At 61.8% G+C, this 23,289-nt stretch carries 19 protein-coding genes and 2 pseudogenes; 15 read left to right on the top strand and 6 right to left on the bottom strand.

Translation table 11 applies throughout. The features are described 5' to 3' along the window. A pseudogene (locus A3A9_RS43190) lies at positions 1-269 on the top strand (IS3 family transposase); the annotation flags it as partial. On the opposite strand, the pseudogene A3A9_RS43185 reads toward A3A9_RS43190, so the two are convergent. Beyond that, positions 264-443: pseudogene (locus A3A9_RS43185) on the bottom strand (protease); the annotation flags it as partial. The pseudogenes A3A9_RS43190 and A3A9_RS43185 overlap by 6 nt on opposite strands. Positions 444-886: 443 nt before the next feature. Further along, a complete protein-coding gene (locus A3A9_RS0132590) occupies positions 887-1,879 on the bottom strand; it encodes a dihydrodipicolinate synthase family protein (RefSeq protein ID WP_027062346.1) in 993 nt (330 codons plus the stop codon). A 174-nt stretch (positions 1,880-2,053) separates the two neighbouring features. On the opposite strand from A3A9_RS0132590, the gene A3A9_RS0132585 reads away from it, so the two are divergent. The 5 genes from A3A9_RS0132585 to A3A9_RS0132565 all read left to right on the top strand — a co-directional run bounded on the left by A3A9_RS0132585 (position 2,054) and on the right by A3A9_RS0132565 (position 7,508). Further along, a complete protein-coding gene (locus tag A3A9_RS0132585; protein ID WP_027062345.1) occupies positions 2,054-3,079 on the top strand; it encodes a DctP family TRAP transporter solute-binding subunit in 1,026 nt (341 codons plus the stop codon). Positions 3,080-3,088: 9 nt separating this feature from the next. Further along, positions 3,089-3,568: a TRAP transporter small permease gene (locus tag A3A9_RS0132580; RefSeq protein WP_033838950.1), complete on the top strand. Its 480-nt coding sequence runs from the start codon at positions 3,089-3,091 to the stop codon at positions 3,566-3,568. Positions 3,569-3,577: 9 nt separating this feature from the next. Continuing rightward, positions 3,578-4,885, top strand: coding sequence for a TRAP transporter large permease (locus tag A3A9_RS0132575; RefSeq protein WP_027062343.1), 1,308 nt, complete (start codon positions 3,578-3,580; stop codon positions 4,883-4,885). 19 nt (positions 4,886-4,904) lie between these two features. Beyond that, a complete protein-coding gene (gene aldA, locus A3A9_RS0132570; protein WP_202596427.1) occupies positions 4,905-6,374 on the top strand; it encodes an aldehyde dehydrogenase in 1,470 nt (489 codons plus the stop codon). Between the two features lie 90 nt (positions 6,375-6,464). Next, the gene (locus A3A9_RS0132565) at positions 6,465-7,508 is read left to right on the top strand and encodes a hypothetical protein (protein ID WP_152536223.1); all 1,044 of its coding nucleotides are present in this window, start codon (positions 6,465-6,467) and stop codon (positions 7,506-7,508) included. 29 nt (positions 7,509-7,537) lie between these two features. On the opposite strand, the gene A3A9_RS40040 is transcribed toward A3A9_RS0132565, so the two are convergent. After that, positions 7,538-8,239, bottom strand: a complete 702-nt coding sequence (locus A3A9_RS40040; protein WP_051371357.1) for a GntR family transcriptional regulator — start codon at positions 8,237-8,239, stop codon at positions 7,538-7,540. A 225-nt stretch (positions 8,240-8,464) separates the two neighbouring features. Here A3A9_RS40040 and A3A9_RS0132555 point away from each other — a divergent pair, with 225 nt between their 5' ends. The 5 genes from A3A9_RS0132555 to A3A9_RS0132535 are packed head-to-tail and all read left to right on the top strand — an operon-like array spanning position 8,465 to position 14,945. Beyond that, a complete protein-coding gene (locus A3A9_RS0132555; protein WP_027062340.1) occupies positions 8,465-9,997 on the top strand; it encodes a UxaA family hydrolase in 1,533 nt (510 codons plus the stop codon). 22 nt (positions 9,998-10,019) lie between these two features. Next, positions 10,020-10,205 (top strand): 4-oxalocrotonate tautomerase, encoded by a 186-nt coding sequence (locus A3A9_RS0132550; protein ID WP_023775024.1) that lies wholly within the window; start codon positions 10,020-10,022, stop codon positions 10,203-10,205. A 7-nt stretch (positions 10,206-10,212) separates the two neighbouring features. Beyond that, positions 10,213-12,288: a hydantoinase/oxoprolinase family protein gene (locus tag A3A9_RS0132545; protein ID WP_245279177.1), complete on the top strand. Its 2,076-nt coding sequence runs from the start codon at positions 10,213-10,215 to the stop codon at positions 12,286-12,288. After that, positions 12,288-13,979: a hydantoinase B/oxoprolinase family protein gene (locus tag A3A9_RS40035; protein ID WP_051371353.1), complete on the top strand. Its 1,692-nt coding sequence runs from the start codon at positions 12,288-12,290 to the stop codon at positions 13,977-13,979. The genes A3A9_RS0132545 and A3A9_RS40035 overlap by 1 nt, the downstream gene beginning before the upstream one ends. 51 nt (positions 13,980-14,030) lie before the next feature. Next, positions 14,031-14,945, top strand: coding sequence for a dihydrodipicolinate synthase family protein (locus A3A9_RS0132535; RefSeq protein ID WP_027062338.1), 915 nt, complete (start codon positions 14,031-14,033; stop codon positions 14,943-14,945). Between the two features lie 834 nt (positions 14,946-15,779). Here A3A9_RS0132535 and A3A9_RS0132530 read toward each other — a convergent pair. Further along, positions 15,780-17,333, bottom strand: a complete 1,554-nt coding sequence (locus A3A9_RS0132530) for a winged helix-turn-helix domain-containing tetratricopeptide repeat protein (RefSeq protein ID WP_027062337.1) — start codon at positions 17,331-17,333, stop codon at positions 15,780-15,782. Between the two features lie 126 nt (positions 17,334-17,459). On the opposite strand from A3A9_RS0132530, the gene A3A9_RS0132525 reads away from it, so the two are divergent. From A3A9_RS0132525 to A3A9_RS0132510, 4 genes are all read left to right on the top strand, one after another. After that, a complete protein-coding gene (locus A3A9_RS0132525) occupies positions 17,460-17,921 on the top strand; it encodes a cupin domain-containing protein (protein ID WP_027062336.1) in 462 nt (153 codons plus the stop codon). A 337-nt stretch (positions 17,922-18,258) separates the two neighbouring features. Next, positions 18,259-19,836, top strand: a complete 1,578-nt coding sequence (locus tag A3A9_RS0132520) for an HD domain-containing phosphohydrolase (RefSeq protein ID WP_027062335.1) — start codon at positions 18,259-18,261, stop codon at positions 19,834-19,836. A 90-nt stretch (positions 19,837-19,926) separates the two neighbouring features. Next, entirely contained in the window at positions 19,927-20,199 is a 273-nt protein-coding gene (locus A3A9_RS0132515) for a hypothetical protein (protein ID WP_027062334.1), read from the top strand. A 68-nt stretch (positions 20,200-20,267) separates the two neighbouring features. Further along, positions 20,268-21,401, top strand: a complete 1,134-nt coding sequence (locus tag A3A9_RS0132510; RefSeq protein WP_027062333.1) for a substrate-binding protein — start codon at positions 20,268-20,270, stop codon at positions 21,399-21,401. 434 nt (positions 21,402-21,835) lie between these two features. Here A3A9_RS0132510 and A3A9_RS0132505 read toward each other — a convergent pair whose 3' ends face one another. Further along, entirely contained in the window at positions 21,836-22,708 is an 873-nt protein-coding gene (locus tag A3A9_RS0132505) for an NmrA family NAD(P)-binding protein (RefSeq protein WP_027062332.1), read from the bottom strand. Between the two features lie 44 nt (positions 22,709-22,752). Further along, positions 22,753-23,175: a DoxX family protein gene (locus A3A9_RS0132500; protein WP_027062331.1), complete on the bottom strand. Its 423-nt coding sequence runs from the start codon at positions 23,173-23,175 to the stop codon at positions 22,753-22,755. Positions 23,176-23,289: the final 114 nt, after the last annotated feature.

Here is a 23,289-nt window from a genome sequence, read left to right as displayed (position 1 = left end):
CAGGACGTTATCCGCCGAAAAATCTAAGGCCTGCTTGGAAGCGCAAGCTGGTCGACGGGATGCTGGCGGATTGGGGGATATCGATCAGGCGGGCATGCAAGGCGCTAACGTTTGACACCTCGACCTACCATTACAAATCTCGCCGCACCGGGCAGGCCGCGCTCGAACGACGGATTCGGGAGATTTGCGAGACGCGGGTGCGCTACGGCTACCGTCGCGTCCATGTGTTGTTGCGCCGGGAGGGATGGATCGTCAACATGAAGAAGACATGTCCAACCCTTGGCCGATACCATAGTTCCATCGACATAGGCATCCTTCCGCGAGAGGTCGATATAAGTGCCGCCAGCGAGTGTCACCTCCGGTTCGCAAGCTCCAAGCGCGGCGACCTTCTTGCCTCGGACGACTCCATCGACCGCAATCAGGATCTGGACACCGTGGCAGAGGCGCAAGCAGACCCGCCCTTCTGCACGGCATTCTAGGCCAAACACTCTCGCTCTTCAGACCCACTTTACAACAATCCTGAAAGTTAGTGCAGATGGGACCTGTAGGCAGAGATGGAAGGACGCTAGATAAAGGAGAATGAGAAACGATCTGGGACGACAACTGCGGAGCGAGGAAAATCGCCGCCGGAATTATGCTATTGCCTCCGTTTTTACCCTCTCGTAATCGATTGTTTCAGAGACATACACCAATTGAAATCACTAGAAAATTCCTTTCGAGCAACTGTAAGTGCCGTCACCAGAACGGTCAAAAAGTTACGCTATTGATTTTAAGAGAAGAATCGTCGCGAATTTTTTTCGACGTTTTGACAAGTATCGAACACAATACGTCGGCTTTCTGCATCACATGTACCAACGCGGCTGCCAGCGGCAGCAAGAAGAACCGCTCAGGCACGCTTCATCTTGACAACTTGCGAGCGGTCTTCCTGTTCGCTAGGCTGAAAAGTCCGCCAAGCCGGCGGCAGGTTCTGCTCCCAACTGAAGAAATCCCGCAGCAACCAGTCTCTTTCGGGCATGGCTATTTCCGACATCGGCGGTAGAACCCGGTTCCAACCCGGCTCGCCACTGGCCGACGCGAGCACCGCCTTCACCGAGGCCGGGAACGGTTTCCTCGAAAGGATGGAGTCGCCGCCCAACAAGGCCGGCACGAGCTTGCGGCGATCGAAGGCGGTCGGCGCGTCGAACATCGCCCGCATCAGACGCGGCATGGCGTTGCCGAGGCCGCATATGGTGCCGCGCGCGCCCGCCGCGAGCGCTTGCGGTAGATGGGTCTCAGAGCCCGTGTAGATGGACAAGTGCGAGAAGCGGCGGATCAAGGCCTCGGTGAAATCCAGGTCCCCGCCGCTGTCCTTCACGCCACTGATGATCCCCGGATAGGCCTCGTCCAGCCGCCGGATGACGCGCGGCGTCAGTGGGACGCCGCAAATATCCGGGAAATGATAGAGGCACAGTTTCAGATCGACACGCGAGATACGGTCGATGACAGTCGCGTAGAAGCGGAAGGTGCCGTCCTCGGTGATGCCGCCGCGATAGACGCAAGGCGGCATCAGCAGCAGGCTGTCAACGCCACGGTCGAGCGCATGATGAGCCAGCCGTGCAATATCCGGGATCGACAGTGCGCCGACCGAGACAATGAGCCGACTTGGCGCGATACCGCCGGCAATGACGCCATCGAGTGCTTGTGTCCTGTCCTCCACCGAGAACTCGGTGCCCTCGCCCGTCGTGCCAAAGAGCGCGATGCCGTCGCAACCGGCACCGAACAGCATCTCGATGTGACGGACGAGCAGTTTGATGTCGGGGTGCAGGTCGGCCGTCAGCGGTGTCGCCGCCGCGACCATGAAGCAATCGATCCTCGGCAGGGCTGGCGTCTGGATCTTCATAGGTGGGCTCGCTCGTCTGTTTGAGAGCACTTTGTGCCCTCCGGTCCAACAAATGATGATTGATTGCCTATTGTCAACATTCAGCTTGACGATTTGTAGCTGTGGTGAAACCATCCGTTCGTCAGGTCGCGCGCCATCGAAGGCGCCCCAACAGCTACGCAGGAGGGGAAGAGCATGAGCAAACAGGAATCTTCATTTCTTAATCGTGCCGTTGGCCGCCGCACGGTAGTTGCCGGCGCCTTGGGCGTCCTGGCGGCGCCCTTCGTCTCGCGGCTCGCTTTCGCGGCAGGCAAGGTAATCCGTGCCTCGACGCCCGGTCCGGACACAGAATGGCAATCCAAGGCACTGCAAGCGTTCAAGGCGCAACTCGACAAGTCGATGCCGGGTGCTTTCGACGTACAGTTGCACTACAACGGCACGCTGTTCGCGCAGGGCACGGAAATCGAGGCGATGCAGCGCGGCAATCTCGAAATCGCTCTCACCTCGCCTTCGGATATTTCGGAACTGGTCCCGGAATTCTCGATCTTCACCACCGGCTATCTGTTCCGCGATGCCAAACACCTGGATGCGGTGTACGGCGGCGACGTCGGCAAGGAATTCAAGGACAAGGTGGCGAGCGATCTGAAATTGCAGATCCTTAGGAGCCAGTATCTCGGCACGCGGCATGTCATCCTGCGGACACCCCGCACCGTCAATGTGCCGGCGGATCTCAAGGGCGTGAAGCTGCGCATGCCGGGTTCGGCTGCCTGGCAATTCCTCGGCAACGCGCTTGGCGCCAGCGCCACGCCGCTGGCCTTCGAGGAAGTCTATCTTGCCATGCAGACCGGCACGATCGACGGCCTCGAAAACCCGCTGCCGGACGCCATCGCGTCAAAGTTCTACGAGGTGTCGAAACAGGTCGTGCTGACCGGCCACCAGGTTGCGAATGTCTTCTTCACAATGCCGACCGCGTTCTGGGACGGGCTCAGTGACGACGAGAAGAAGGCGATCCTCGCGGCCGAGGAAGTGGCCAAGAAGGTCAACGACGACGGCGTGATCGCCACCGAAAACGATGGCAAGGCGTTCCTTGAGGCACACGGCAACACGGTGACGACCCCCGACGTCGCGGCTTTCCAAAAACATGTGCTCGATGCTTTCGTCAATTCGGACTTTTCGAAGAACTGGCCCAAGGGCATGCTTGATCGTATCGGCGCTGCATAAGCTCGGTTGATGCAGTCCTTGGCCATCGTCTGGAAGCGACTGGCGGAGTCGGTGAGCGTCGTGGCTTTTGCCGTGATGTTCGCCGGCTTCGTCATAGGCATCGTCGCCCGCTACGTCTTCAACGCGCCGATATCGTGGACGAACGAGCTTTGCGTGGTCGCTTATGTGTGGATCGTGTTCTGGACGAGCGACATACTGATCAAAGAGCGGCAGCACATTGTCTTCGACGTTATCTACGGCCTGTTTCCACCCCGGTCGCGACGGGTCGTGGCGATCTTCGTGACTCTTTCCCTGGCGGTGGTGTTCCTTGCCGCCCTTCCCGGCACTTTCGACTACATCCTGTTCCTTCGCAATCGTCACTCGACCTTGCTGCATCTGCCCATGCAGTTCGTGTTCGGAAGTTTCCTGATCTTTCTCGTCGCCGTAATCGTCAGCGCGCTTCGGCGCCTCTGGCAATTGTTACGACCCGGTTGGGAACAGCATATCTAGGAATTTTTCATGTCCTTCGCCGTTGAGGTGATGTTCGTTCTGTTCTTCGTCTGGATGTTCGCAGGCATGCCGCTCGGCCACGCCATGCTGGCCTCCGGCATCGTGTACTTCGTCATCACCGGCCGCGACATGGGCCTGGTCGCCAGCCAGAGCCTCAATGGGATCTACGGCAACTTCGTCATGCTCGCGGTGCCATTGTTCATTTTTGCCGCGGAGTTGATGAATGCCGGCAAGATGACCGACAAGATGTTCGGCTTCGCCAACCTCCTCGTCGGCCGGTTTCGGGGCGGGCTCGCCCATGTCAACATCGTCGCTAGCGTGATCTTTGCCGGTATGAGCGGCAGTGCGCTGGCGGACGCGGCAGGCCCCGGCAAGATCTCCATCGACATGATGATCAAGGCCGGCTACCGCCCCGGTTTTGCAGCGGCGCTGACGTCGGCATCCTCGATCCTGGGGCCGATCATTCCACCCTCGATCCCGATGGTGCTCTACGGTGTCGTTTCCAACACGTCGATCGGCTATCTTTTCATGGGGGGCGTCGGCCCCGGCATCTTTCTGGCGCTGGTCATGATGGCCGTGGTGGCGGTACAGGCGCGGCTGCAGAATTTTCCGACACAGCCGAAGCCAACCCGGCAAGAAGCGATTGCCGTGACACGCGACGCGGCACCGACCCTGGTGTTGCCCGTCATCCTGCTCGGCGGCATCTACTCGGGCGCGGTCACTCCGACCGAAGCGGCGGCGGTGGCGGCTTTCTGTGCCTTGCTGCTGGCGCTGTTCTGGTACCGGACCCTGTCGCCAAAGGTCCTGTTCAACGTGTTGATGGAATCGTCGCGCTCGACCGCCATCGTGGCAATCACCATCGCCGGTGCCGTGCTGATGAACTACGTCGTCGCGGCGGAGCAGATACCGGATCAGCTCGGAAGCTGGATTGCCTCGCTGGATCTCAGCCCATTGATGTTCATGCTGCTGGTGACCGTTCTGTTCCTGATCCTCGGCGCGCTGCTCGACACGCTGCTGATGCTGCTGATCGTCATACCGATCCTGATGCCGACCGTACGGGAGCTTGGAATCGATCCCGTCTATTTCGGCGTCGTCTCCACGGTGAATATGATGATCGGGCTGATTACACCGCCGATGGGACAGCTGGTTTTCCTCATATCGGGCATTACCGGCATCAAGGTCGCGACAATTCTTGGCGAAGTCTGGTTGCTGCTTTTCATCTTGATCCTGGCGCTCTTCGTCCTCGTCTTCGTGCCCCAGATTACGCTCTGGCTGCCGGAGATGGCGGGCTACGTGCCGGTAGGAACATTCCACTGAAATACCTCGAGGACTTGACATGCCCGCAATGAAGGAACTGGTCAAAGGCACCGATCGCTACCGCCACTATATCAATGGCGAGTGGGTCGATTCCACCATCAAGGAATGGATCGAGGTCGAAAACCCGGCAACGCAGGCGGTGATCGCCTCGGTGCCGAAAGGCGGCGCGGACGACGCCGACCGGGCGCTGGTCGCCGCTCGCGCCGCCCAACCTGGTTGGGAAGCGCTACCGCCGGCGGCGCGTGGGCAATTGCTAAAGGATCTGGCGCGGCTGATTCTCGAAAACCGCGAGCGGCTGGCGCGCATCGTCGTTGCCGAACAAGGCAAGCCGATCCACGAGGCGCGCGGCGAGATCGAGGGGGCGGCGCTCTATCTCACCTACGCCGCCGAGGAAGCGCGCCGCATCACCGGTGACATCATCCCGTCCGATGTGCCGGACGAGCAGATCTGGATCCAGCGTGTCGCCCATGGCGTCGTCATCGCCCTAACGGCCTGGAACTATCCGGCGGCGCTAATGTGCCGCAAGATGGGGCCGGCGCTGCTCGCCGGAAACACCATCGTCATCAAGTCACATGAGGGCACGCCGATCTCGGCGCTGGAGATCGCGCAGCTCTCCTCGCAGCTCGACTTCCCGCCAGGCGTCATCAATGTCGTCAGCGGCACCGGTGAGGGCATCGGTGCCGCGCTGGTGCGCCATCCTATCCCGCGTCTCATCACGCTCACCGGCAGCGTGCGCGCCGGCAAGGAGATCTTCCGTGCCGCCGCCGAGGACCTCAAACTGCTGCGGCTCGAGCTCGGCGGCAAGGCGCCCTTCGTCGTCGCCGAGGATGCCGACATCGGTGCTGCGGTTCGCGCGGCCGTGCTGTCGCGGTTCGAGAATTGCGGCCAGATCTGCATCTGCAATGAGCGCATGTATGTGCATAGGCGCGTCGCCGACGAATTTCTGGAGAAGTTCACCCGCGCGGTGAAGGCACTAAAGGTCGGCGACCCCACCACATTGGTCGATGTCGGGCCGAAATTCAGCGGTATGGAGCTCGACAAGGTCGAGCGCATGGTCGAGACGGCACGCTCGGCGGGTGCTGAAGTGTTGACCGGCGGTCGCCGCCTGACGGAGGGCGAATTTGCGCGCGGACACTGGTACGAGCCGACGGTGATGACCGTCACCGACAACCAGATGCGCATCATGCAGGATGAGGTGTTCGGCCCGGTCGTGCCTGTGATGACAGTGGGCGATTTCGATGAAGGGCTGCGGCTTGCCAATGAATCGAACTACGGCCTGTCGGCCTACGTCTTCACCAAGGATATGCGCCGGGTGATGCGGCTGGTGCGAGAGCTGAAGTTCGGCGAGATCTATGTCAATCGGCCCGGCGGCGACGCCGTGCATGCCCACCACGCCGGCATCCGCGACAGCGGCATCGGAGGCGAGGACGGCAAGTACGGGCTCGACGCCTATTTCCAGAAGAAGACTATCTACGTCAATTACGCTTGAGTCGTTTCGTCGGGGCGCGATCCAATAGGCAAGGCATTGCGCCTTCGCCGCCGGGACCGTAAGGCTGGCCGCAACGGCACGGGCGGTGCGATGAGTTTTGCCGATCAACTACAGCGCTTCGGGCTGCTTCTGCCGCGAGGCCGCGCGACAGTGGTGCTGGCAGGCACGCCGGACGAGATCGGCCGGGTCTATGAGACGGCCGATGCAGCGCTCCGGCAGCGACCCGGCTATCGGCTTGTGCTGGCAGCGGCGGCCGAAGACCTCTCGGAACTGCGCCGGCGATATCCTCATGAACTGGTGCTGCCCTTGCCCTATCCAGCGGGCGCCGGGCTTTGGCGGCGTCGTCTGGAAGCGATCCTGGTCATCGGTCCGGCGAGACTGAACGCGGAATTTGGGAAGGCCGGCGTCCTCGACAGCAACGAGCCCATGACAGCCGGGACGGTCGCGACAATACTGCCGCCCCGCGACTTGCCGGCTCGTCCGGTTTCCACCAGCACATTCCTGATCGACCTGCTGGGTGGAAGTCGTATCGCTTCGCTGGCCGACCTCAAGACGCGGCTCGGCAATCCACGAACGATAGTCTGTCTTGGCAACGGTCCATCATCTGAGGATCCGAGACTTTCGCACCATCGCGATGCCGCGCTGTTTCGCGTCAACTGGAACTGGCGCGGGCGCGGCTGGATGACGGAGCCCGCTGTCGTCTTCACCGCCGATCCCGACCTTCCCGGTTCTGGCCGGCGGCCGATCATCACCTTTCCGACCGCTGCGATCGGCCGGCCAATCCTGATGCGCCATACGATGGCGATGCGTCCTCCTTCGGCTGGCTATATTTTACTTGATGCCTTCGATCCGACGCTCGCAGATCTTTCCGGACCAATGATCCCGACCAACGGTGCGCTGATGATTGCCGTTGCCGCGGCAGTTGGAGCCGAACGGATCGTGATAGCCGGAATGGACCTCTACCAGCACCCGGACGGACGCTATCCCGGCGATGCCACGGCGTTTGACGGCTACTCGCGCGAACACAGCGCCGAGATCGACCTGGCGTTGATGCGCACCGCTTTGGGCGGTTTCAAAGGCGAAAAGATTATCCTTAGCGACAATCTGCGCGCCGCGCTCCAAACGCCTGGATAGCCGGCCTTGTCATACTGCAGGTGGCGCCCTCAGGACGCCTTTTCGCGGATGGGCTTGGCGCTGCCGCCTTGCTTTAACAGTTTCGCCAGCAGCTTGACCTCGGCATCGTTATGATTGCGCGCCAGCTTCTCGGCCCGGTCAGCATCGCCGGCGATCACCGCCTCGATCAACGCCTTGTGCTCGGCAATCAGCTCTTCATAGTCGTTGGGCAGAAAGCCCGATTGCACCATGTGGAAGCGCACCTGCTGGACGATGAAGCGGTGTTGTTCGGCCAGGCGCTCATGCCTGGCCAGCTCTATAATCGCCGCATGCAGGTCGAAATCGATCCCTGTGGCATCCTGGAAGCGGCCCTCGCGAATGGCGTGCAGCAGGTCGTCGGCAATGGCACGCAGGCGCATTCCATCTGTTTCGCTAACGTTGGCCGCGGCAAGGCGCGCGCCCAACCCTTCCAGCGCGCCGCGCAGCGTGTAGATTTCCCAGGCATCGACGGTAGAGGTGCCCGAAACTTCCCAGCGGGTGAAGGCCACCTGCTGGACAAGACCTTCATTGGCCAGTTGCGCCAGTGCCGAACGCACTGTGCCGCGGCTGACTTCAAGTTCCTCGGACAGTTGGGTCTCAAGCAGCCGTTCGCCGGCCGGCAGCACGCCTTCGAGTATATGCGAGCGTATCTGGTCGGCAGCCCTGCGGTCGAGCAGACGCTTTTCAGACTTAAGACTTGTGAGCTTCGTCATCAATCGACTCATGGCCAACGGTGCCAACTACATATTCCGGCGCCTTGGCCCACGCAACCGGCATTGCTGACAATTAACGATAGCTCATCGCCATTGAGGAAATGCTGTTTGGCACCCAAAGCCGCCGGGGGATGAGAGAGCCCTGAAGGTGGCACACAGATTTATGTTTGCTGATTGCTGACAATCAAGCAAAACTATGTTTGAGTGCTTCCCTAGGAGTGGGCAATGGCCGAAGTGAAAAGCGTGGTTCTGCAGCTGAAGCCCGACGACGAGGTGGCCGTGGCGCTTCGCGACATCCATGCCGGCGAGACCCTGGTGCCGTTTGGCCTGCTTGCAACCACCGCTATCCCCTTCGGCCATAAGGTAGCGCTGCGACCGCTGGAACAGGGAGAGGTGATCCACCGCCTCGGCCAGCCGATCGGTCTGGCGACGGCCCCTATCCCCGCTGGGGCGCATGTCCACCTTCACAATATGGGTTTCGAGGCATCGATGGCAGGGCGTGCGATCGGCACACGGCTATCCAATGCGCCAGTCCGGTTGCCATCGGATATCCCGACCTTCGACGGCTATCTTCGCGCGGATGGCAAGGTTGGAACACGCAACTATGTCGGCGTCCTGACCTCGGTGAATTGCTCGGCGCTGGTCGCGCGCATGATCGCCGATCATTTCCGTGATCCGAGGCGGTTGCTGCGCTACCCGGGCGTCGACGGGGTGGTCGCGTTGACCCACAAGTCAGGTTGCAGCGTCGCCGATGGCTCTATGTCGATGAAGATGCTTCGGCGGACGCTCGCCGGCTACGCGCGGCACCCGAACTTTTCTGGCGCGCTGCTTATCGGGCTTGGCTGCGAGGACAATCAGATCGACCAGTTGATCGACGAAGAGCAACTCGAACTCGGTGATGACCTGGCCAAGCTGGTGATGCAGGAGACCGGCGGAACCCGTTCGAGCATTTCGCGCGGCATCGAGATGGTCGAAGCCATGCTGGAAAAGGCGGCAAAGAAGCAACGACAGAGGGTTCCTGCGAGCGAGATCATGGTCGGGTTGCAATGTGGCGGCTCCGACAGCTTCTCGGGAATTTCCGCCAATCCCGCACTCGGTGCCGCGGTGGACCGTCTCGTTGCCTGCGGCGGTACGGCGATCCTGGCGGAGACACCGGAAATTTACGGTGCTGAAAACCTCTTGCTCGAACGCGCCGTGAGCAGGGAAGTCGGCGAGCGGCTGATCGGGCTGCTCGAATGGTGGGACGACTACACCAGCCGCGAACCGCAAGGTTTCGACAATAACCCTTCGCCAGGCAACAAGGCAGGCGGATTGACCACCATCCTCGAGAAATCGCTGGGCGCGGTGGCCAAGGGCGGCACCAGCAACCTCGTCGAGGTCTACGGTTATGGACGTCCAATAGACAAGCGCGGCCTGGTGTTCATGGACTCGCCCGGTTTCGATCCGATGTCGGCGACCGGTCAGGTCGCGTGCGGCGCCAATTTGATCGCATTCACCACCGGGCGCGGCTCCTGCTTCGGCTGCCGGCCGGCACCCTCGATCAAGCTCGCGACCAACTCCGAAATGTATGCCCGCATGGAAGAGGACATGGACATCAATTGCGGATCGATCCTCGATGGGGACAGGTCGATCGACGAGATGGGCGAAGCGATCTTTCGCGAGATGATCGCCACCGCCTCGGGCAAAGCCACCAAGAGCGAACTGCTCGGCTACGGCGACGACGAGTTCGCGCCATGGCATGTCAACGCGTGGCTATAGGCCAGGAATTCGGAGGGACATCATGCCGACAATCAGCGTTAGGCTGCTCAAGGGACGCAGCATCGATCAGAAACGCGAATTCGTCGAGGTCGTGACGCGCGAAGCGGCGAGCATCCTCAAATGCGGACCTGACGTGATCGACATCATTTTCGAGGATGTCGAGAAGCATGATTGGGCGGTGGGCGGCAAGCTCGCGTCCGACAAATAGCGTGCCAATGATGCAGTCGGCACGGCTCAGCGTCGATATCGGTGGCACGTTCACCGATCTGGTGCTGCTCAGAAATGACGGCCTCACCTTCTCGGCCAAGGTCAGCTCAACGCCGGCTGCACCCGAGGACGCCGTCATATCGGGCATGGCCGAAGTGCTGGCTGCCGCCGACATCCCTGCCGCCGCCCTCACTGAGATTTTGCACGGGACGACGGTCGGTTCGAACACGCTGCTGCAGAAACTTGGCGCCCGCACGGGGCTGATCACGACCAAGGGGTTTCGCGACGTGCTGGAGATCGGCCGGCTGCGCACGCCCGGCATGTTCGACCTGACCTGGGACAAGCCGGAACCGCTGGTTGCCAGGCGATACCGGCTGGAAGTGGCCGAGAGGACGCTGGCGGACGGCACCATCCAAACACCGGTCGTCGCCGAGGACGTGCTCAGGGCAGGCGCCTTCTTTCGTGACGAAGGCATCCAGTCCGTCGCCATCTGCTTCCTCAATTCCTACAAGAACCCAGAGAATGAACGCAGCGCGGCGCAAATCTTCTCGCAGGCTTTCGCCGAGATCGCGGTGACGGCCTCCGTCGACGTGCTGCCCGAAGCGGGCGAATACGAACGTACCTCGACGGTGGCTGTGAATGCCTACGTGCTGCCGCCGCTTAAGGGGTATCTGGAGCGTCTCGAGCATAAATTGCGGTCGGCGGGTGTCACCGCGCCGCTGTTGATCGGCAATTCCAATGGCGGCCTGTCTGCGTCCACCACTGCGCAGAGCAAGCCGGTTTTCTTCATATCGTCGGGCCGTTCTTCAGGCGCCGTCGGTGCCGCACGCCTCGGCGCGGCTCTGGGCGAACCCAATCTCGTTGCCTTCGACATGGGCGGAACGACGGCATCGGCGGCACTCATCCACCGGGGCGTGCTGAGCCGCACGCATGAATACGAGTTCCGCGCCGGAATGTCGGTGCCATCGCGCTTCATCAAGGCCGGCGGCTACATGATGCGGGTGCCGACGGTGGATGTGGCCGAGGTCGGCAACGGCGCCGGTTCCATCGCCGCGATCGACGCCGCCGGCCTGCTCACTGTCGGTCCAATTTCGGCGGGCGCCGATCCCGGTCCCGTCTGCTATGGGCTGGGTGGCGCACGGCCGACGGTAACGGATGCCAATGTCGTGCTTGGCTACCTGCCGCCGCGACTGGCTGGCGGCACGCTGAGGCTGGACGTCGAGGCAGCGCGCATGGCGATCGACAAGACGCTGGGAAGCCCACTCGGGCTCTCCGCGGCAGCGGCGGCCTGCGGGATCCGGGAGATCGCCAACGCCAACATGGTTCGCGCCATCCGTGCCGTGACGGTAGAGCGGGGTCTCGATCCGCGCGACCTCACGCTGCTTGCCTTCGGTGGCTCGGGTCCGGTGCATGCCTGCGATCTCGCCAGAACGCTCGGCATCACACGGGTTGTGTTTCCGCCGTCGCCAGGGGTGTTCACGGCAATGGGCATGCTGGCCGGCAGCATCGAACATCACGAGTTGCGGTCGGCGCAAGCGAGGCTCGATCTGCTGGGGTTTGAAGTGGTTGAAAGGTTGCGGCGCGAGATGCGCGCGGCCGCTACCATGGCGCTGACAAGACAGGGCTATGCGGCCGAGACGGTGGGCTTCAGCGAGGCGATCGATCTGCGCCTCGAGGGACAGGACGCGTCGCTGTCCATACCGTTCTCCGGTGCGTTCGACGCAGCTTCCCTGCGGCCGGCGTTCATCGCTGCCTATCGCGACACCTACGGCTACACGCCAAACGACGCGGTGGAAGCGGTGGCGCTGCGGCTGCATGCCCACGCGCGGATATCGGAGCCGCTCGATTTCACCGCGCTCAAGGCCGCACCGAACGATGTCGGTGCGCGCGAGGAGAGGCGCATGGTGCACTTCACCCGCGCCGCGGCGATCGAGACGACGATCGTACCACGTGCGTCAGTGGTATCGGCGCTCTCCGGACCGGTGATCATCGAGGGCGCGGACACCACTATTGTCATCCCGCCCGGAATGCGGGTCGAACCAAATGCGACCGGCAGCCTGATCGCGACGCTGGAGGCTGCTTGATGACCGCCATCGATCCCATCACGTTCGCGGTCATCAAGTCGGGGCTCGACACCATCGTCGACGACATGGCCTACGCGGTGATGCGCACCGCCCGCTCGCCGATCGTGCGCGATGTTCTCGATTATTCGGTGACGCTCTGCGATGCCAAGGGGCGGATCCTCAGCCAGGCAAAGACCGTCGCCCTGCACTTGGGCGCCGTCCCGGACGCGATAGACGTGATCGTCGAGCGCTTCCGCGACGACATGTTCCGGGGCGATGTGATCGTGCTCAACGATCCCTATGACGGCGGCATGCACCTGCCCGACATCTTCATGTTCAAGCCGATCTTTTCCAGCAAACGATTGCTCGGATTTTCCGTCGTGATCGCCCATCATTGCGATGTCGGTGGCCGGGTGCCGGGCTCGAATGCGTCGGATTCGACCGAGATTTTCCAGGAAGGCCTGCGCATCGCGCCGATGAAGCTCTATGAGCGCGGCCTGCCCAACAGGACGTTGTTCAAGATCATCGAGAAGAACGTGCGGCTGCCGGCCATGGTGCTCGGCGATCTCGATGCGCAATACGCCACCTGCAACATCGGCGAGCGCGAGATGTTGCGGCTGTTCGAGCGGTACGGCGAAGAGCTGGAAGCCTATTTCGACCGGCTGATCGACTACGGCGAGGAACTGACGCGCAAGGCGATCGCCGGCTGGCCGGATGGCGAGTACGCCTTCACCGATTACATCGACGGCGATGGCTTCTCGCCCGCGCCGATCCCGATCGTCTGTCGGATCACGGTGAAGGGCGACCATCTGTGGGTCGACTTCGCCGGCTCATCGCCACAGGTGAAGGGTGCGATCAATGCCACGCTCTCTTTCGTCAAGTCCTCGACCTATCTGACCATACGCTGCGCCCTCGACCACGACGTTCCCAACAATGCCGGCGTCTATCGCTGCATCACCGTGACGGCGCCGGAGGGATCGATCCTCAATCCGAACATGCCGGCTCCGGTGGCGGCGCGGGCGCTGACTGGCTACCGCGTCGTCGACACGGTGATGGGGGCTCTGGCACAGATCGCGCCGAAGCGGCTGATGGCGGCAGGCGAAGGCGGCAACACAGTAGTCGCCATCGGCGGCTATCACGGGCCTGAGTGCAAACCTTTTATCCTGGTGGATATGATCAACGGTGCCTGGGGCGGTCGGTCCGACAAGGACGGCATCGAAGGTATCACCAATCCCAGCCAGAACATGTCGAACCTGCCTATCGAGACGATCGAGGCGCGCTACCCCGTGATGATGGAGGAGTATGCGCTGCGAGAAGATTCCGGTGGCGCCGGGCAATTTCGTGGCGGGCTAGGACTGGTGCGGCAATATCGCCTGCAGGCGGACACCGCGGTCCTGCAATTGCGCGCCGACCGTCACGAGCATTCGCCCTATGGGCTGTTCGGCGGCCAGGCGGCGGCGAGTTCAAGGAATCTGCTGAAACAAGACGGCGAATGGCGCGTGCTGCCGGCAAAGGTGACGCTGGAGATCGGCAAGGACACCGTGATCCGCCATGAACAGGCTGGCGGCGGTGGTTGGGGCGACCCGGCAAGTCGCGGCCGAGACTCCATCGCGACCGACTTGGCCAACGGAAAGATCTCACCGGCGCGCGCCATGGCCGACTATGGTTTTGAGGCAGAGCCAAAGGCAGACGGCGACGACACTTCAACCTGACGTCCAACACACAATGCCGGCTAAGGTGCCTGCAAAAACTGGAGATCTGATATGACTTGGACAGGCGTATTTCCCGCTGTCACCACGAAGATGCAGGCATCTGGAGCGATCGATATCGAAGCTACCCAGAACAGCATCGATAGGCTCATTGAAAATGGCATCTCCGGCGTGATCGTGCTGCCGATGCTTGGCGAAAATGCCACGCTCACTCAGTCGGAACGCGACACTGTCGTTCGCGCCGCGAAAGAAGTCGTCGCGGGACGGGTGCCGCTGCTGTCGGGCCTTGCGGAGCTGTCCACCGACAATGCATCGGCTGCGGCTCGCAACTACCAGAAGCTTGGAGCCGAAGGCCTGATGACCTTCCCTAGCCTCGCCTATCGCACCGACCGCCAGGAGACCGTCGCCTGGTACAAAACGGTGGCCGAGGCGAGCGATCTGCCGGTCATGATCTACAACAACCCCATTGCCTACAAAGTTGACGTTGATGTCGAAACGCTGAAGGCACTGGTCGACGTACCCGGCATCGTTGCCGTCAAGGAAGAAACCGGTGACATCCGCAGGGTCACCGACCTGTTTAACGCCTTCGGCGATCGCTTCGATATCTTTTGCGGCGTGGACGATCTGATCCTTGAAAGCCTGGCGCTGGGTGCCATTGGCTGGGTCTCTGGCATGACGAATGCATGGCCAGCCGAGTGCGTATCCCTGTTCAAAACGGCACGCGGCGGTGACTTCGCGACGGCACTTCCTTTGTACCGGCTGCTGACGCCGGCGTTTCATCTCGATACCGACGTCAAGTTGGTCCAGTACATAAAACTTGCCGAGCATCTGGTGTACGGCGCCCCAGAGCATGTCCGAAAGCCACGCCTCCCGATCACTGGTGAGGAACGAGCGAACGTCGAGGAGATCATCATGCAGGCGATTTCAGATCTATCATGCTTGGCCGGTCGCAGAGTTGGAAAGGGCTGATGTGGCCGCCAGTGATGTCTGTGGCGAAGTGCAAAGCAAAAGCTAGCCGTTGAATGCCGGCAGTGAGAGGCCATTGACGCCAACGTCGAGCGCGAACAATCCACCGGAATTATTCTGTCCGACAAAGTGGCAGGCCGGACGTCTGAGTACGGCTGAGGTGACACACAGGATGGCCCTGCATTAATGCGGGCGTTTGCGGCACAAATGCAGGCGTTTATCGCCGGTACGGAAACCTCCCAGGAACCAAGGTGCGTGCGGCGCTAACGGTGATTAGAGATCGCGATTACGCGTTCGACAATGGTCAACTGGTCGCTGGCATTTCGGCGCTCGCGGTTCCCATTTTGCCTCGCGGAAGAGATGCAATCGCTGCTTTTGCAATTAACATGACGAGTGCGTGATTGGCTCCGGACCGTTTGGTATCGCTGGTTGGATTGCTGCATCGAGAGACCCGCCAAATTGAAGAGGCGCTAAATGCCCTCGAAGGTTCTCACATCGCCCCAACCAGCTAAATGCGACCAGGAGGCGTGAACTGCTTTGGACGCAGACAATACGCTTTGCGTACCAAATGTCTGCTCACCGACTAGACACCAAACAGCCCGGCCGCCGACTTGAGGCGCAAAGCTGCCATTTTCATAATGGCAGACGCAAGCCGGCTTCGAGTCAACGACCGTTATTGTTGAACCTGAGTCCTGCCCCGTCCTGTCGTTCGAGTCCTTAACCTGCGCGACGTGGTTTGACCTGCAAGCGGCCTTCTCCTAGGCGCCAAGGCCCCGCCTGCATCACGCACGGACCCTCTTAGATCCGTGTCGAACAGATTCATGAGGGCATCTCGCGCTACTCTGGCAGCCCGGCAGCATGAAGCGCATCACCAAGGCATTCCGCGAGCGCTGGAGCACAGTTCACGCCCGCAAACTGACGGCTGTAACGGAACGTTGGTTGCAGTTCGAGCACCCGCGCGGCAGCTGCCCTCGCTTCTTCCGACCGGCCGAGTTTGGCAAGGGCAGCGGCCAATTGCACATAAGTGATGCTGTGTGCGGGATTGGCCTGAACGGACTTGTAAGCGGCGCGACAGGCTTCGTTGTAGCGGCCGCGCAGTAAATGACTCATCGCCTGCGCATCGAAAGCGGCGAAGGCCCAAGGGTCAAATGGGCTTAGCCGCATGCCTCGTTCGCTCCACTCGATGGCTCGCTCTGCTTCTCCGCTCCATCCGAGGACGACGCTGCCGAGAATGTAGGTCAGCGCCGATGACGGACTAATGGCGAGCGCGGCTTCCAAAGCGGTGAAAGCAGCGCCGCGATCATGTCCATCCATGCCGATCGAAAATCCCGCGAGAGCCAATGCGGACGCATCGTCCTGGCCGTGGAGGATCGCGGAACGGGCATGGCGGATCGAAGCGGCGCGGTTGGCTTCCAGCATGCCGCTGCGGAGGAAGAGGCAATGGTGGCACATCGCCGCGTTGCCGTGCGCCAGCGCATAGGCCGGATCGAGTTCGATGGCACGTTCGAGCAGCACGAGCGCTCGCGTCACCCGATCAGGCATTCCGGAATCCACGTCGAGCTGGGCCCGAAGCACAAGGTCATAAGCATCCAGGTTATCGGGACGCCTGCGCTTCACCCTGTCGATTTCGGCACGCCGCAGGCTCGGTAAGATTGCGCCTACAGCCGATATGGCGATCTCATCCTGAAGCGCGAAGATATCGTCGGAGCTGCGGTCATACCGCTCGGCCCATATGTGAGCGCCGGTCGATGCGTCGATCATCTGCCCGGTCACGCGCACGTGGCCGCCGGCTCTTCGCACGCTGCCTTCGATTACGTACTGGACGCCAAGCTCGCGGCCGACCTGTTTCACGTCCACGGCGCGGCCCTTGTAGGTAAAGGTCGAATTTCGCGCGATGACGAGCAGCCAGTTGATGCGCGCCAGGCCGGTGATGATATCGTCCACCATCCCGTCCGCGAAGTAATCCTGCTCCGGATCGCCGCTTAGGTTCGAGAACGGCAAAACCGCGACGGAGGGTTTGTCCGGCAATGTCAGCGTTGCCCTTGGTTCACCCCCGGCTGACGGATCCCGGCCGCCGACTGTGACCGCCGGCCCGACATAGCGATAGCCGCGTCGCTGCAGCGTTTCGATCCAGCATGCGCCGCCCGCCAATTGCTCAAAGAGCCGCCGCACTGCCGCAATCTGGACCGTCAGGTTGCTGTCCTCAATGGCCTGTCTGGGCCACGCCGCCTCGATCAGCGTTTCCTTCGGAACCGGCGCGCCCGCCTGTTCCACAAGCAGCGCAAGCAGCGCGACCGCCCGCTGGCCGAGTGGCGTCGGCTCGGCGCCGTGGAATAGAATCCCGGTATCGGTGTCGAGGCGAAATGGGCCAAACGCAAGGCTTGTCGGCATTCCGGAAGAAGATACCGTTTGTGATCTTTTCGCAACGATTTCGGAACGGCTTCGCGACTCGCCGAAACGCGGAGCGCATCTTGCGCCTGTGCTTGCGGAAGTAGCACCGAGCCAATGGAGGATCAGATGAGCGTCGCTCCCGTCATTCGCATGCCCGACGAAAACAAGGGGGTCATGTTACGTGGCCATCCGATGGTGTTCCTTGTCACCGGCGAGGATACGAAACACACAAGCATGTTTGACTGGACGATCCCGGCCGGTTTCGCCACCGGCCTCCATGTTCATCGCGTGCAGGAGGAAACCTTCTACGTGCTTGACGGCGAATGCGTCTGGCAGGTTGGTGACAAGGCGATCCACGCGACACCAGGTACCTACCTGTTCATTCCACCGGGCCTGCCGCACAACATCACCAATGTGAGCGAGAAGCCGGCGCGGGTGCTGATGACCGTCTCTCCACCCGGGCATGAGCGCTATTTCGAAGAGCTTGCGAAGCTGGCTGCACACGGCTCTCCGGATCCGAAAGCGCTTGCCGACTTGCGGGACCGTTACGATACTGACCAGCTCTCGACCCTGACAACAAGGGTCTAAGGTCGATTTGCAATGTCGGGTTATGGCGCAACGCCGCTCATGGCGTTGGCACCAGCAATGTCCGCTTTTGGGGGCGTGCAGGGCCGCCGTGAACGACCGAAGTTAGGCGCAAACCTGCCAGACTGCATGGGCCGGAAGTCGTCGGTCCGATATCAGAATGCGTTTGGCGGATAGCTGCTGCTTCTCGGGGGTAATGCGCCGACAGTGAGCTGGAGCCACACCGAATATTGGGCCGGCGTGTAGTTTCGGCCTCCGCTTCGCGGCATAGAGCTTAGGACGTGAAATCCTCCCTAGGTATTTTCGTAACGCGGGACTAGCATGCGCTCGGGAGGGGGCGATGATCAATGTCTCGATCCGCCGGGCGGATTTCATGATGGTCCTCGCCTATGCGTCGGACCTTGCGACAGGCCATTCTCGCGACTTCGCGCTGAAATCATGTGTGCTTGCAATGCGGATCGCCCAGCTTGCCGGCCTTTCCGAACAGGTTCGGCGCAATGCGTATCATCAGTCGATGCTGCGCTATGTCGGCTGCAACGCCGACACGGACCTTCTGGCAGCCACCTTCGGTGACGAAATCGCGCTCCGCCAGGATCTTGTCGGCCTCGACATGGGCAACCGTGCGGAACTGGGCAGGGTCTTCGTGCAGGCCTTCAAGCGGTTATACTACGACCTTGAGCCTGACGTGCAGGCCAAGGCGATCGAGGCCGGGATGTCGCAAGCGCTGGCGGTGGCCCGCCCGGTCCTCACCGCGCATTGCGAAGTCGCGCAGCGAATCGGCGAGCGGCTCGGCCTGTCCGAGGAGATCCGGCGCAACCTTGGACAGATCTACGAACGTTGGGACGGCAAGGGTCTGCCGCGTGGGCTGAGCGGCGAGGATGTTTTGCCGGCCGTGCGCTTGATAACATTGGCGCAGGATGTAGTTGCGCTCAGCGATACCGTCGGTATCGACGCGATGGCCGAAACCATCGCCAGTCGCGGCGACGGCCCATACGAAGCGGATCTGGCCCGGCTCGTTGCCGCCAACGCGGCGGCGCTGATGGAAGGCATCGGCGCGACGGTCGACCGCGAGACGATTTTGGCGCTGGAGCCCGATCCGCCGGTGACGCTGGACGAGGCGGCTTGCGATGCGGCGTTCCTCGCCATCGCCGACATGATCGACATGCGCATGCCGTTTACACAGGGCCATTCGCGGATGGTGTCGGAACTTGCCACGGGCGCGGGGAGACGGAGCGGGCTGCCCGACGCCGACATCCGCGCGCTGCGCTGGTCGGGCTGCATCCATGACATCGGCGAACTCGTGGTGCCGGTGGCGACCTGGATCCGCAACGGTCCGCTGTCGGTGCGCGAGCGCGACGCGGCACAGCTGCACGCCTATTATGGCGAGCGGGCGCTGGCGTCCTTCGGTCGTGACGGCGATGCGATGGGCGCTCTAGTGCTGCGCCATCACGAGCGCCTGGACGGCTCGGGCTACCATCGCAAGGTCGGCGGCTCCGACCTGTCTCCGGCGTCGCGAATCCTGGCGGCAGCCGAAGCCTTCCAGACGTCGCGGGAGGAACGTCCGCACCGCAAGGCGCTGTCCAGCGAGGCGGCGGCGACTCAGCTGCGCGCTGCGGTCCGCGAGGGCTGTATCTGCGCCGATGCCGCCGAGGCGGTGTTGTCCTTCGCCGGGCAGGCCTCACGCCGAGCGCTGCCGCGGGCGCTGGCCGGCATGACGCCGCGCGAGATCGAGGTGTTGCGCCTGATTGCCGGCGGCCTCACCGCGAAGGAGACGGCGCGGAAGCTGGATATCTCACCCAAAACCGCGGATCATCATATCCAGAGCGTCTATTCCAAGATCGGCGTGACCACCCGCGCGGCCGCCGCGCTCTACGCGGTTGAGCACGGCCTTATCCGCCCTGGCGAAACGCAAGCATAGGGAATCCACCCCATGTGCGCCTGCCTCGAGGCGCGCATCCTAATCCTGTCGACGGACCGATGGTGGCCGCGACCGACAGGAGGAAATCAAATGCTTCTCGCAACGACCAAGGTGGCGGACATCGACCACTTCATCCGTATCTTCTCGACCAAGGGCGCCGACAAGCGCCGGCTGCACGGCTCGAACGGCGCGACCGTATTCCGCGACCCCAGCGAGCCTGACCGCGTCTGGGCGATCTTCGACTGGGACGCCGAGGGCTGGAAGAACTTCGTATCGGATCCGGAGGTGCCCGCGATCCTGCAGGAAGCGGGTCATGTCGGCAAACCGCAGGCGGCACTGCTGCTCGGCCATTGCGAGGCCTGACGTCCACATTGCGCGCCGCCTGCCTCGGCGGTGGCGCGCCCGACGAACCCCCGAATTGGAGAATCAAGATGGACCCGAAACCTATCAAGATCGGCCTTATCGCCGAACTCACCGGCCCGTTGTCCTTCATGGGCATCGCCAACGCCAACCTCACCAACATGCTCGTCGACGACATCAACGCCGGGGGCGGCCTCCTCGGTCGGCCGGTGAAGCTCGTCATCGAGGACGGCGAGACCACCGAAAGTGTCGCTAAGGCAAGGACCGCGAAACTGATCGACGTCGACAAGGTCGATTTGGTTGTCGGCGGCATCTACAGCTCGACCCGCCTGGCCATCAAGAGCGAAGCGGTCTCGCGCGGCACGACACTCTATATCTACACCGAGCAATATGAGGGGCAGGAAAACGATCCCCTGATCTTCTGCACCGGCCCTGTCCCGGCGCAGCAGGTCGAGCCATTGATCCCATGGCTGATGAATAGCACCGGGGCGAAGAAGTTCTACCTGCCATCCGCAGACTACATCTGGCCGCATTTGTTGAACAAAGCCGCGAGCCGGGTTGTGCGCGCCAACGGCGGCGAGATCGTCGGCGAGGAGTACTTCCCCCTCGATACCGTCGATTTCCGGCGGACCGTACAGCAAATCATGGCGAGCGGCGCCGACGTGGTTTTCAACACCATCGTTCCGCCGGGCCTGACGCCATTTTTCGACGAACTGCACAAGGCCGGTTTCGGCAAGCGGGGCGGCAAGATCGTCTGCACCTACTTCGACGAGAACTTCTTTAATCTCGTGCCACCCGAGCAGATCGAGGGCCTCTACAGCTGCCTCGACTACTACCAGGAACTCGACGATCCGTTTGGCCGTGCGCTCTTGCGCCGTTACGAGGACCGGTTCCCCGGCAGCGCGATGTTGACCGCGGGCAGCGGCTGCAGCGGCCACTACCGGGCGATCAGGATGTGGGAAGCGGCGGTGAGGGAAGCCGGCACGGTTGAGCGCGACGCGGTCATCCGGGCGCTCGATCATGCCCGCATCAGCGAGGGTCCGGGCGGCCCGGCGGAAATGGTTCCCGGCCAGCACCATGTTCGCATGAACATGTACATAGCGCAGGCTCATGGCGGTCGCTTCCGGGTCGTGAAGAACCTGGGTCCGATCAATCCCAATGAACGCGTGGTTGCCGACGAATTCCAATTGAGCAATGCGGGATGACCGCCGACGCCGATCACTGTTCCTTCAGGTGTCGCGGCGGCTTGATTGCCGCCTCTCCACCACCCTGCCGACAGTTGCCGTTTCGGCCACATACACAGCGATTGGTAAGGTCAAGAGGCGCCACGGTGGCCCCGGTCGAAAGTCGCTGACAGGCAACCATTCAACCTCAGCTCTTGTTACGACCTGTTGTCGCCGGCAATATCTGCTTTCAGGCAGAGACAAAGGTCACCGCAACGACTGCCGTGAGGCGCGTTGCCGACCTGCAGCTTGGGGGGCCGAGAACAGCAAGGCCGCAATGGAATGAATAGACGCGTACAGCGTTCAGGAAGTCAGGCGGGAGTAGAGGCGCTTCGCGTTGCTTTGAACTGTGAGCGCTTCCCCCGCTTCCGACGAGAAGCGGGGAGTATCCGTCTCATCCTTGAACCGTCCAGGACTTACGCTTTGGAGGCGTTCCGGGCAGCCTCGAATACGTCGCGTGCGGACGTCGTACCCGCTACGTGCTCAATACCCTGGACCCCGAGGGCCATCCATCCCGAGTTGACGGCCTCAAACATCGCTTCGGCCGGTCCTGTCTGGCCCTTCGGAATGCCGAACTGCTCGAATGCTGCCGGCCACTCAGCCCGCGGGACGGCAAAGGCTTTGACGTCGAGCTTCATGACTTCACCCAATTGCGCGGCGACCTCATCCGCGCTCACCATCGAACCGAGTTCGATGACCCGATGCCCCGACCACGCCGGCCCGCTCAGAAGCCTTGCAACCTCAGCGCCGATGTCGTTGGTCGCGACCATGGTAGATTTCCGATTTGTCGGGTTGTAGTAGACGGGCAGCGTGCCGCCCTGGGCGACGTGCAAGCCGTAGAGGAAGTTTTCGAAAAACCCGCCGGCTCGTACATATGCGATCGGCAGTGTCAGGTTGCGAAAGCCCTGCTCCAGAAGCGACAGGGCCGTGATCATCCCCAGCCCGCTGGTCCTGTTCGCACCCATCGACGACAGTGCGACCATCCGTGGTGGCGGTGTCTTGGTGAGCGCCTCGACATAGTTCGCGATGACGCCCCTGGCTTCCCTGAAATCCGGCGAGGGGGCCCAGACGGCCGGCAACATGATAAACGCGCCGTCGACGCCCTCGAGCGCTCGCTTGATGGCGGCCGCATCGTTCCAGTCGCCGTCGACCAGTTCGACACCCTGTTCCATCCAGCTTGCCGCCTTCGCGCGGTCACGGACCAGCGCGCGTACCTTCTTGCCTTGCGCCAGCAAATGCCTTGCGGTGGCACCGCCGACGTTTCCTGTAATTCCCGTCACTAAAAACATGTGTTTTCTCCTGATCTTGAGGGACAGAGGACTGCCCTATTGGTTCAACGGATGAGCGGTAGAATGGCCCGGATGCGGGGATGGCGCGCGTAGAGGCCGCCCCATGTCATCGCGCCGAGAAGTAGGGAGACTATTTCCGGCGGCGACCCCAACTCACCGATGCGGACATGGGCGCAGATGGCACCTCCCAAAAAGCCCGTCACCAGGATCGCGCCGAGCACTGTGGTAGCCGGGATGGCGTAAAGGATGGCGCAGGTGAGTATGATCGGGCCGAGGACACGGGTCAGGTCCATCGCGAAGCCGGTTTCCTGCAACACGCTCGCGATCTGTGCCGGCGCGAAAAGCTGAATGGACCCATCTGCCACCAGAGCGATAACGACAATCGCGCTCATTATCCGGCCGGTCCACAGGCTGGGATGCAAAGTCATAGCTTCAGGCACATGATAGAGGTTCATTGTTTTGGACACTTGTCATTCTCCGATACGTTATCTGATTTGGAGACTTACTGTGTCTCTTGGGCATGATAAACATCGGCAGACCGAACGCATTGTTACCTCTGTGATGAACAATACCGAGACGCG

Origin of the sequence: Mesorhizobium loti CJ3sym (genome assembly GCF_000472785.1) — a bacterium.
GTDB lineage: Bacteria > Pseudomonadota > Alphaproteobacteria > Rhizobiales > Rhizobiaceae > Mesorhizobium > Mesorhizobium loti_E.
The sequence above is the reverse complement of the archived record's forward strand: the minus strand, read 5'-3'. Positions and strand labels throughout refer to the sequence as shown.

Coding starts and splice junctions, on each gene's coding strand:
- A3A9_RS0132590 (WP_027062346.1), bottom strand. CDS start 1,879: ATGAAGATCCAGACGCCAGCCCTGCCGAGGATCGATTGCTTCATGGTC.
- A3A9_RS0132585 (WP_027062345.1), top strand. CDS start 2,054: ATGAGCAAACAGGAATCTTCATTTCTTAATCGTGCCGTTGGCCGCCGC.
- A3A9_RS0132580 (WP_033838950.1), top strand. CDS start 3,089: ATGCAGTCCTTGGCCATCGTCTGGAAGCGACTGGCGGAGTCGGTGAGC.
- A3A9_RS0132575 (WP_027062343.1), top strand. CDS start 3,578: ATGTCCTTCGCCGTTGAGGTGATGTTCGTTCTGTTCTTCGTCTGGATG.
- aldA (WP_202596427.1), top strand. CDS start 4,905: ATGCCCGCAATGAAGGAACTGGTCAAAGGCACCGATCGCTACCGCCAC.
- A3A9_RS0132565 (WP_152536223.1), top strand. CDS start 6,465: ATGAGTTTTGCCGATCAACTACAGCGCTTCGGGCTGCTTCTGCCGCGA.
- A3A9_RS40040 (WP_051371357.1), bottom strand. CDS start 8,239: ATGACGAAGCTCACAAGTCTTAAGTCTGAAAAGCGTCTGCTCGACCGC.
- A3A9_RS0132555 (WP_027062340.1), top strand. CDS start 8,465: ATGGCCGAAGTGAAAAGCGTGGTTCTGCAGCTGAAGCCCGACGACGAG.
- A3A9_RS0132550 (WP_023775024.1), top strand. CDS start 10,020: ATGCCGACAATCAGCGTTAGGCTGCTCAAGGGACGCAGCATCGATCAG.
- A3A9_RS0132545 (WP_245279177.1), top strand. CDS start 10,213: ATGATGCAGTCGGCACGGCTCAGCGTCGATATCGGTGGCACGTTCACC.
- A3A9_RS40035 (WP_051371353.1), top strand. CDS start 12,288: ATGACCGCCATCGATCCCATCACGTTCGCGGTCATCAAGTCGGGGCTC.
- A3A9_RS0132535 (WP_027062338.1), top strand. CDS start 14,031: ATGACTTGGACAGGCGTATTTCCCGCTGTCACCACGAAGATGCAGGCA.
- A3A9_RS0132530 (WP_027062337.1), bottom strand. CDS start 17,333: ATGCCGACAAGCCTTGCGTTTGGCCCATTTCGCCTCGACACCGATACC.
- A3A9_RS0132525 (WP_027062336.1), top strand. CDS start 17,460: ATGAGCGTCGCTCCCGTCATTCGCATGCCCGACGAAAACAAGGGGGTC.
- A3A9_RS0132520 (WP_027062335.1), top strand. CDS start 18,259: ATGATCAATGTCTCGATCCGCCGGGCGGATTTCATGATGGTCCTCGCC.
- A3A9_RS0132515 (WP_027062334.1), top strand. CDS start 19,927: ATGCTTCTCGCAACGACCAAGGTGGCGGACATCGACCACTTCATCCGT.
- A3A9_RS0132510 (WP_027062333.1), top strand. CDS start 20,268: ATGGACCCGAAACCTATCAAGATCGGCCTTATCGCCGAACTCACCGGC.
- A3A9_RS0132505 (WP_027062332.1), bottom strand. CDS start 22,708: ATGTTTTTAGTGACGGGAATTACAGGAAACGTCGGCGGTGCCACCGCA.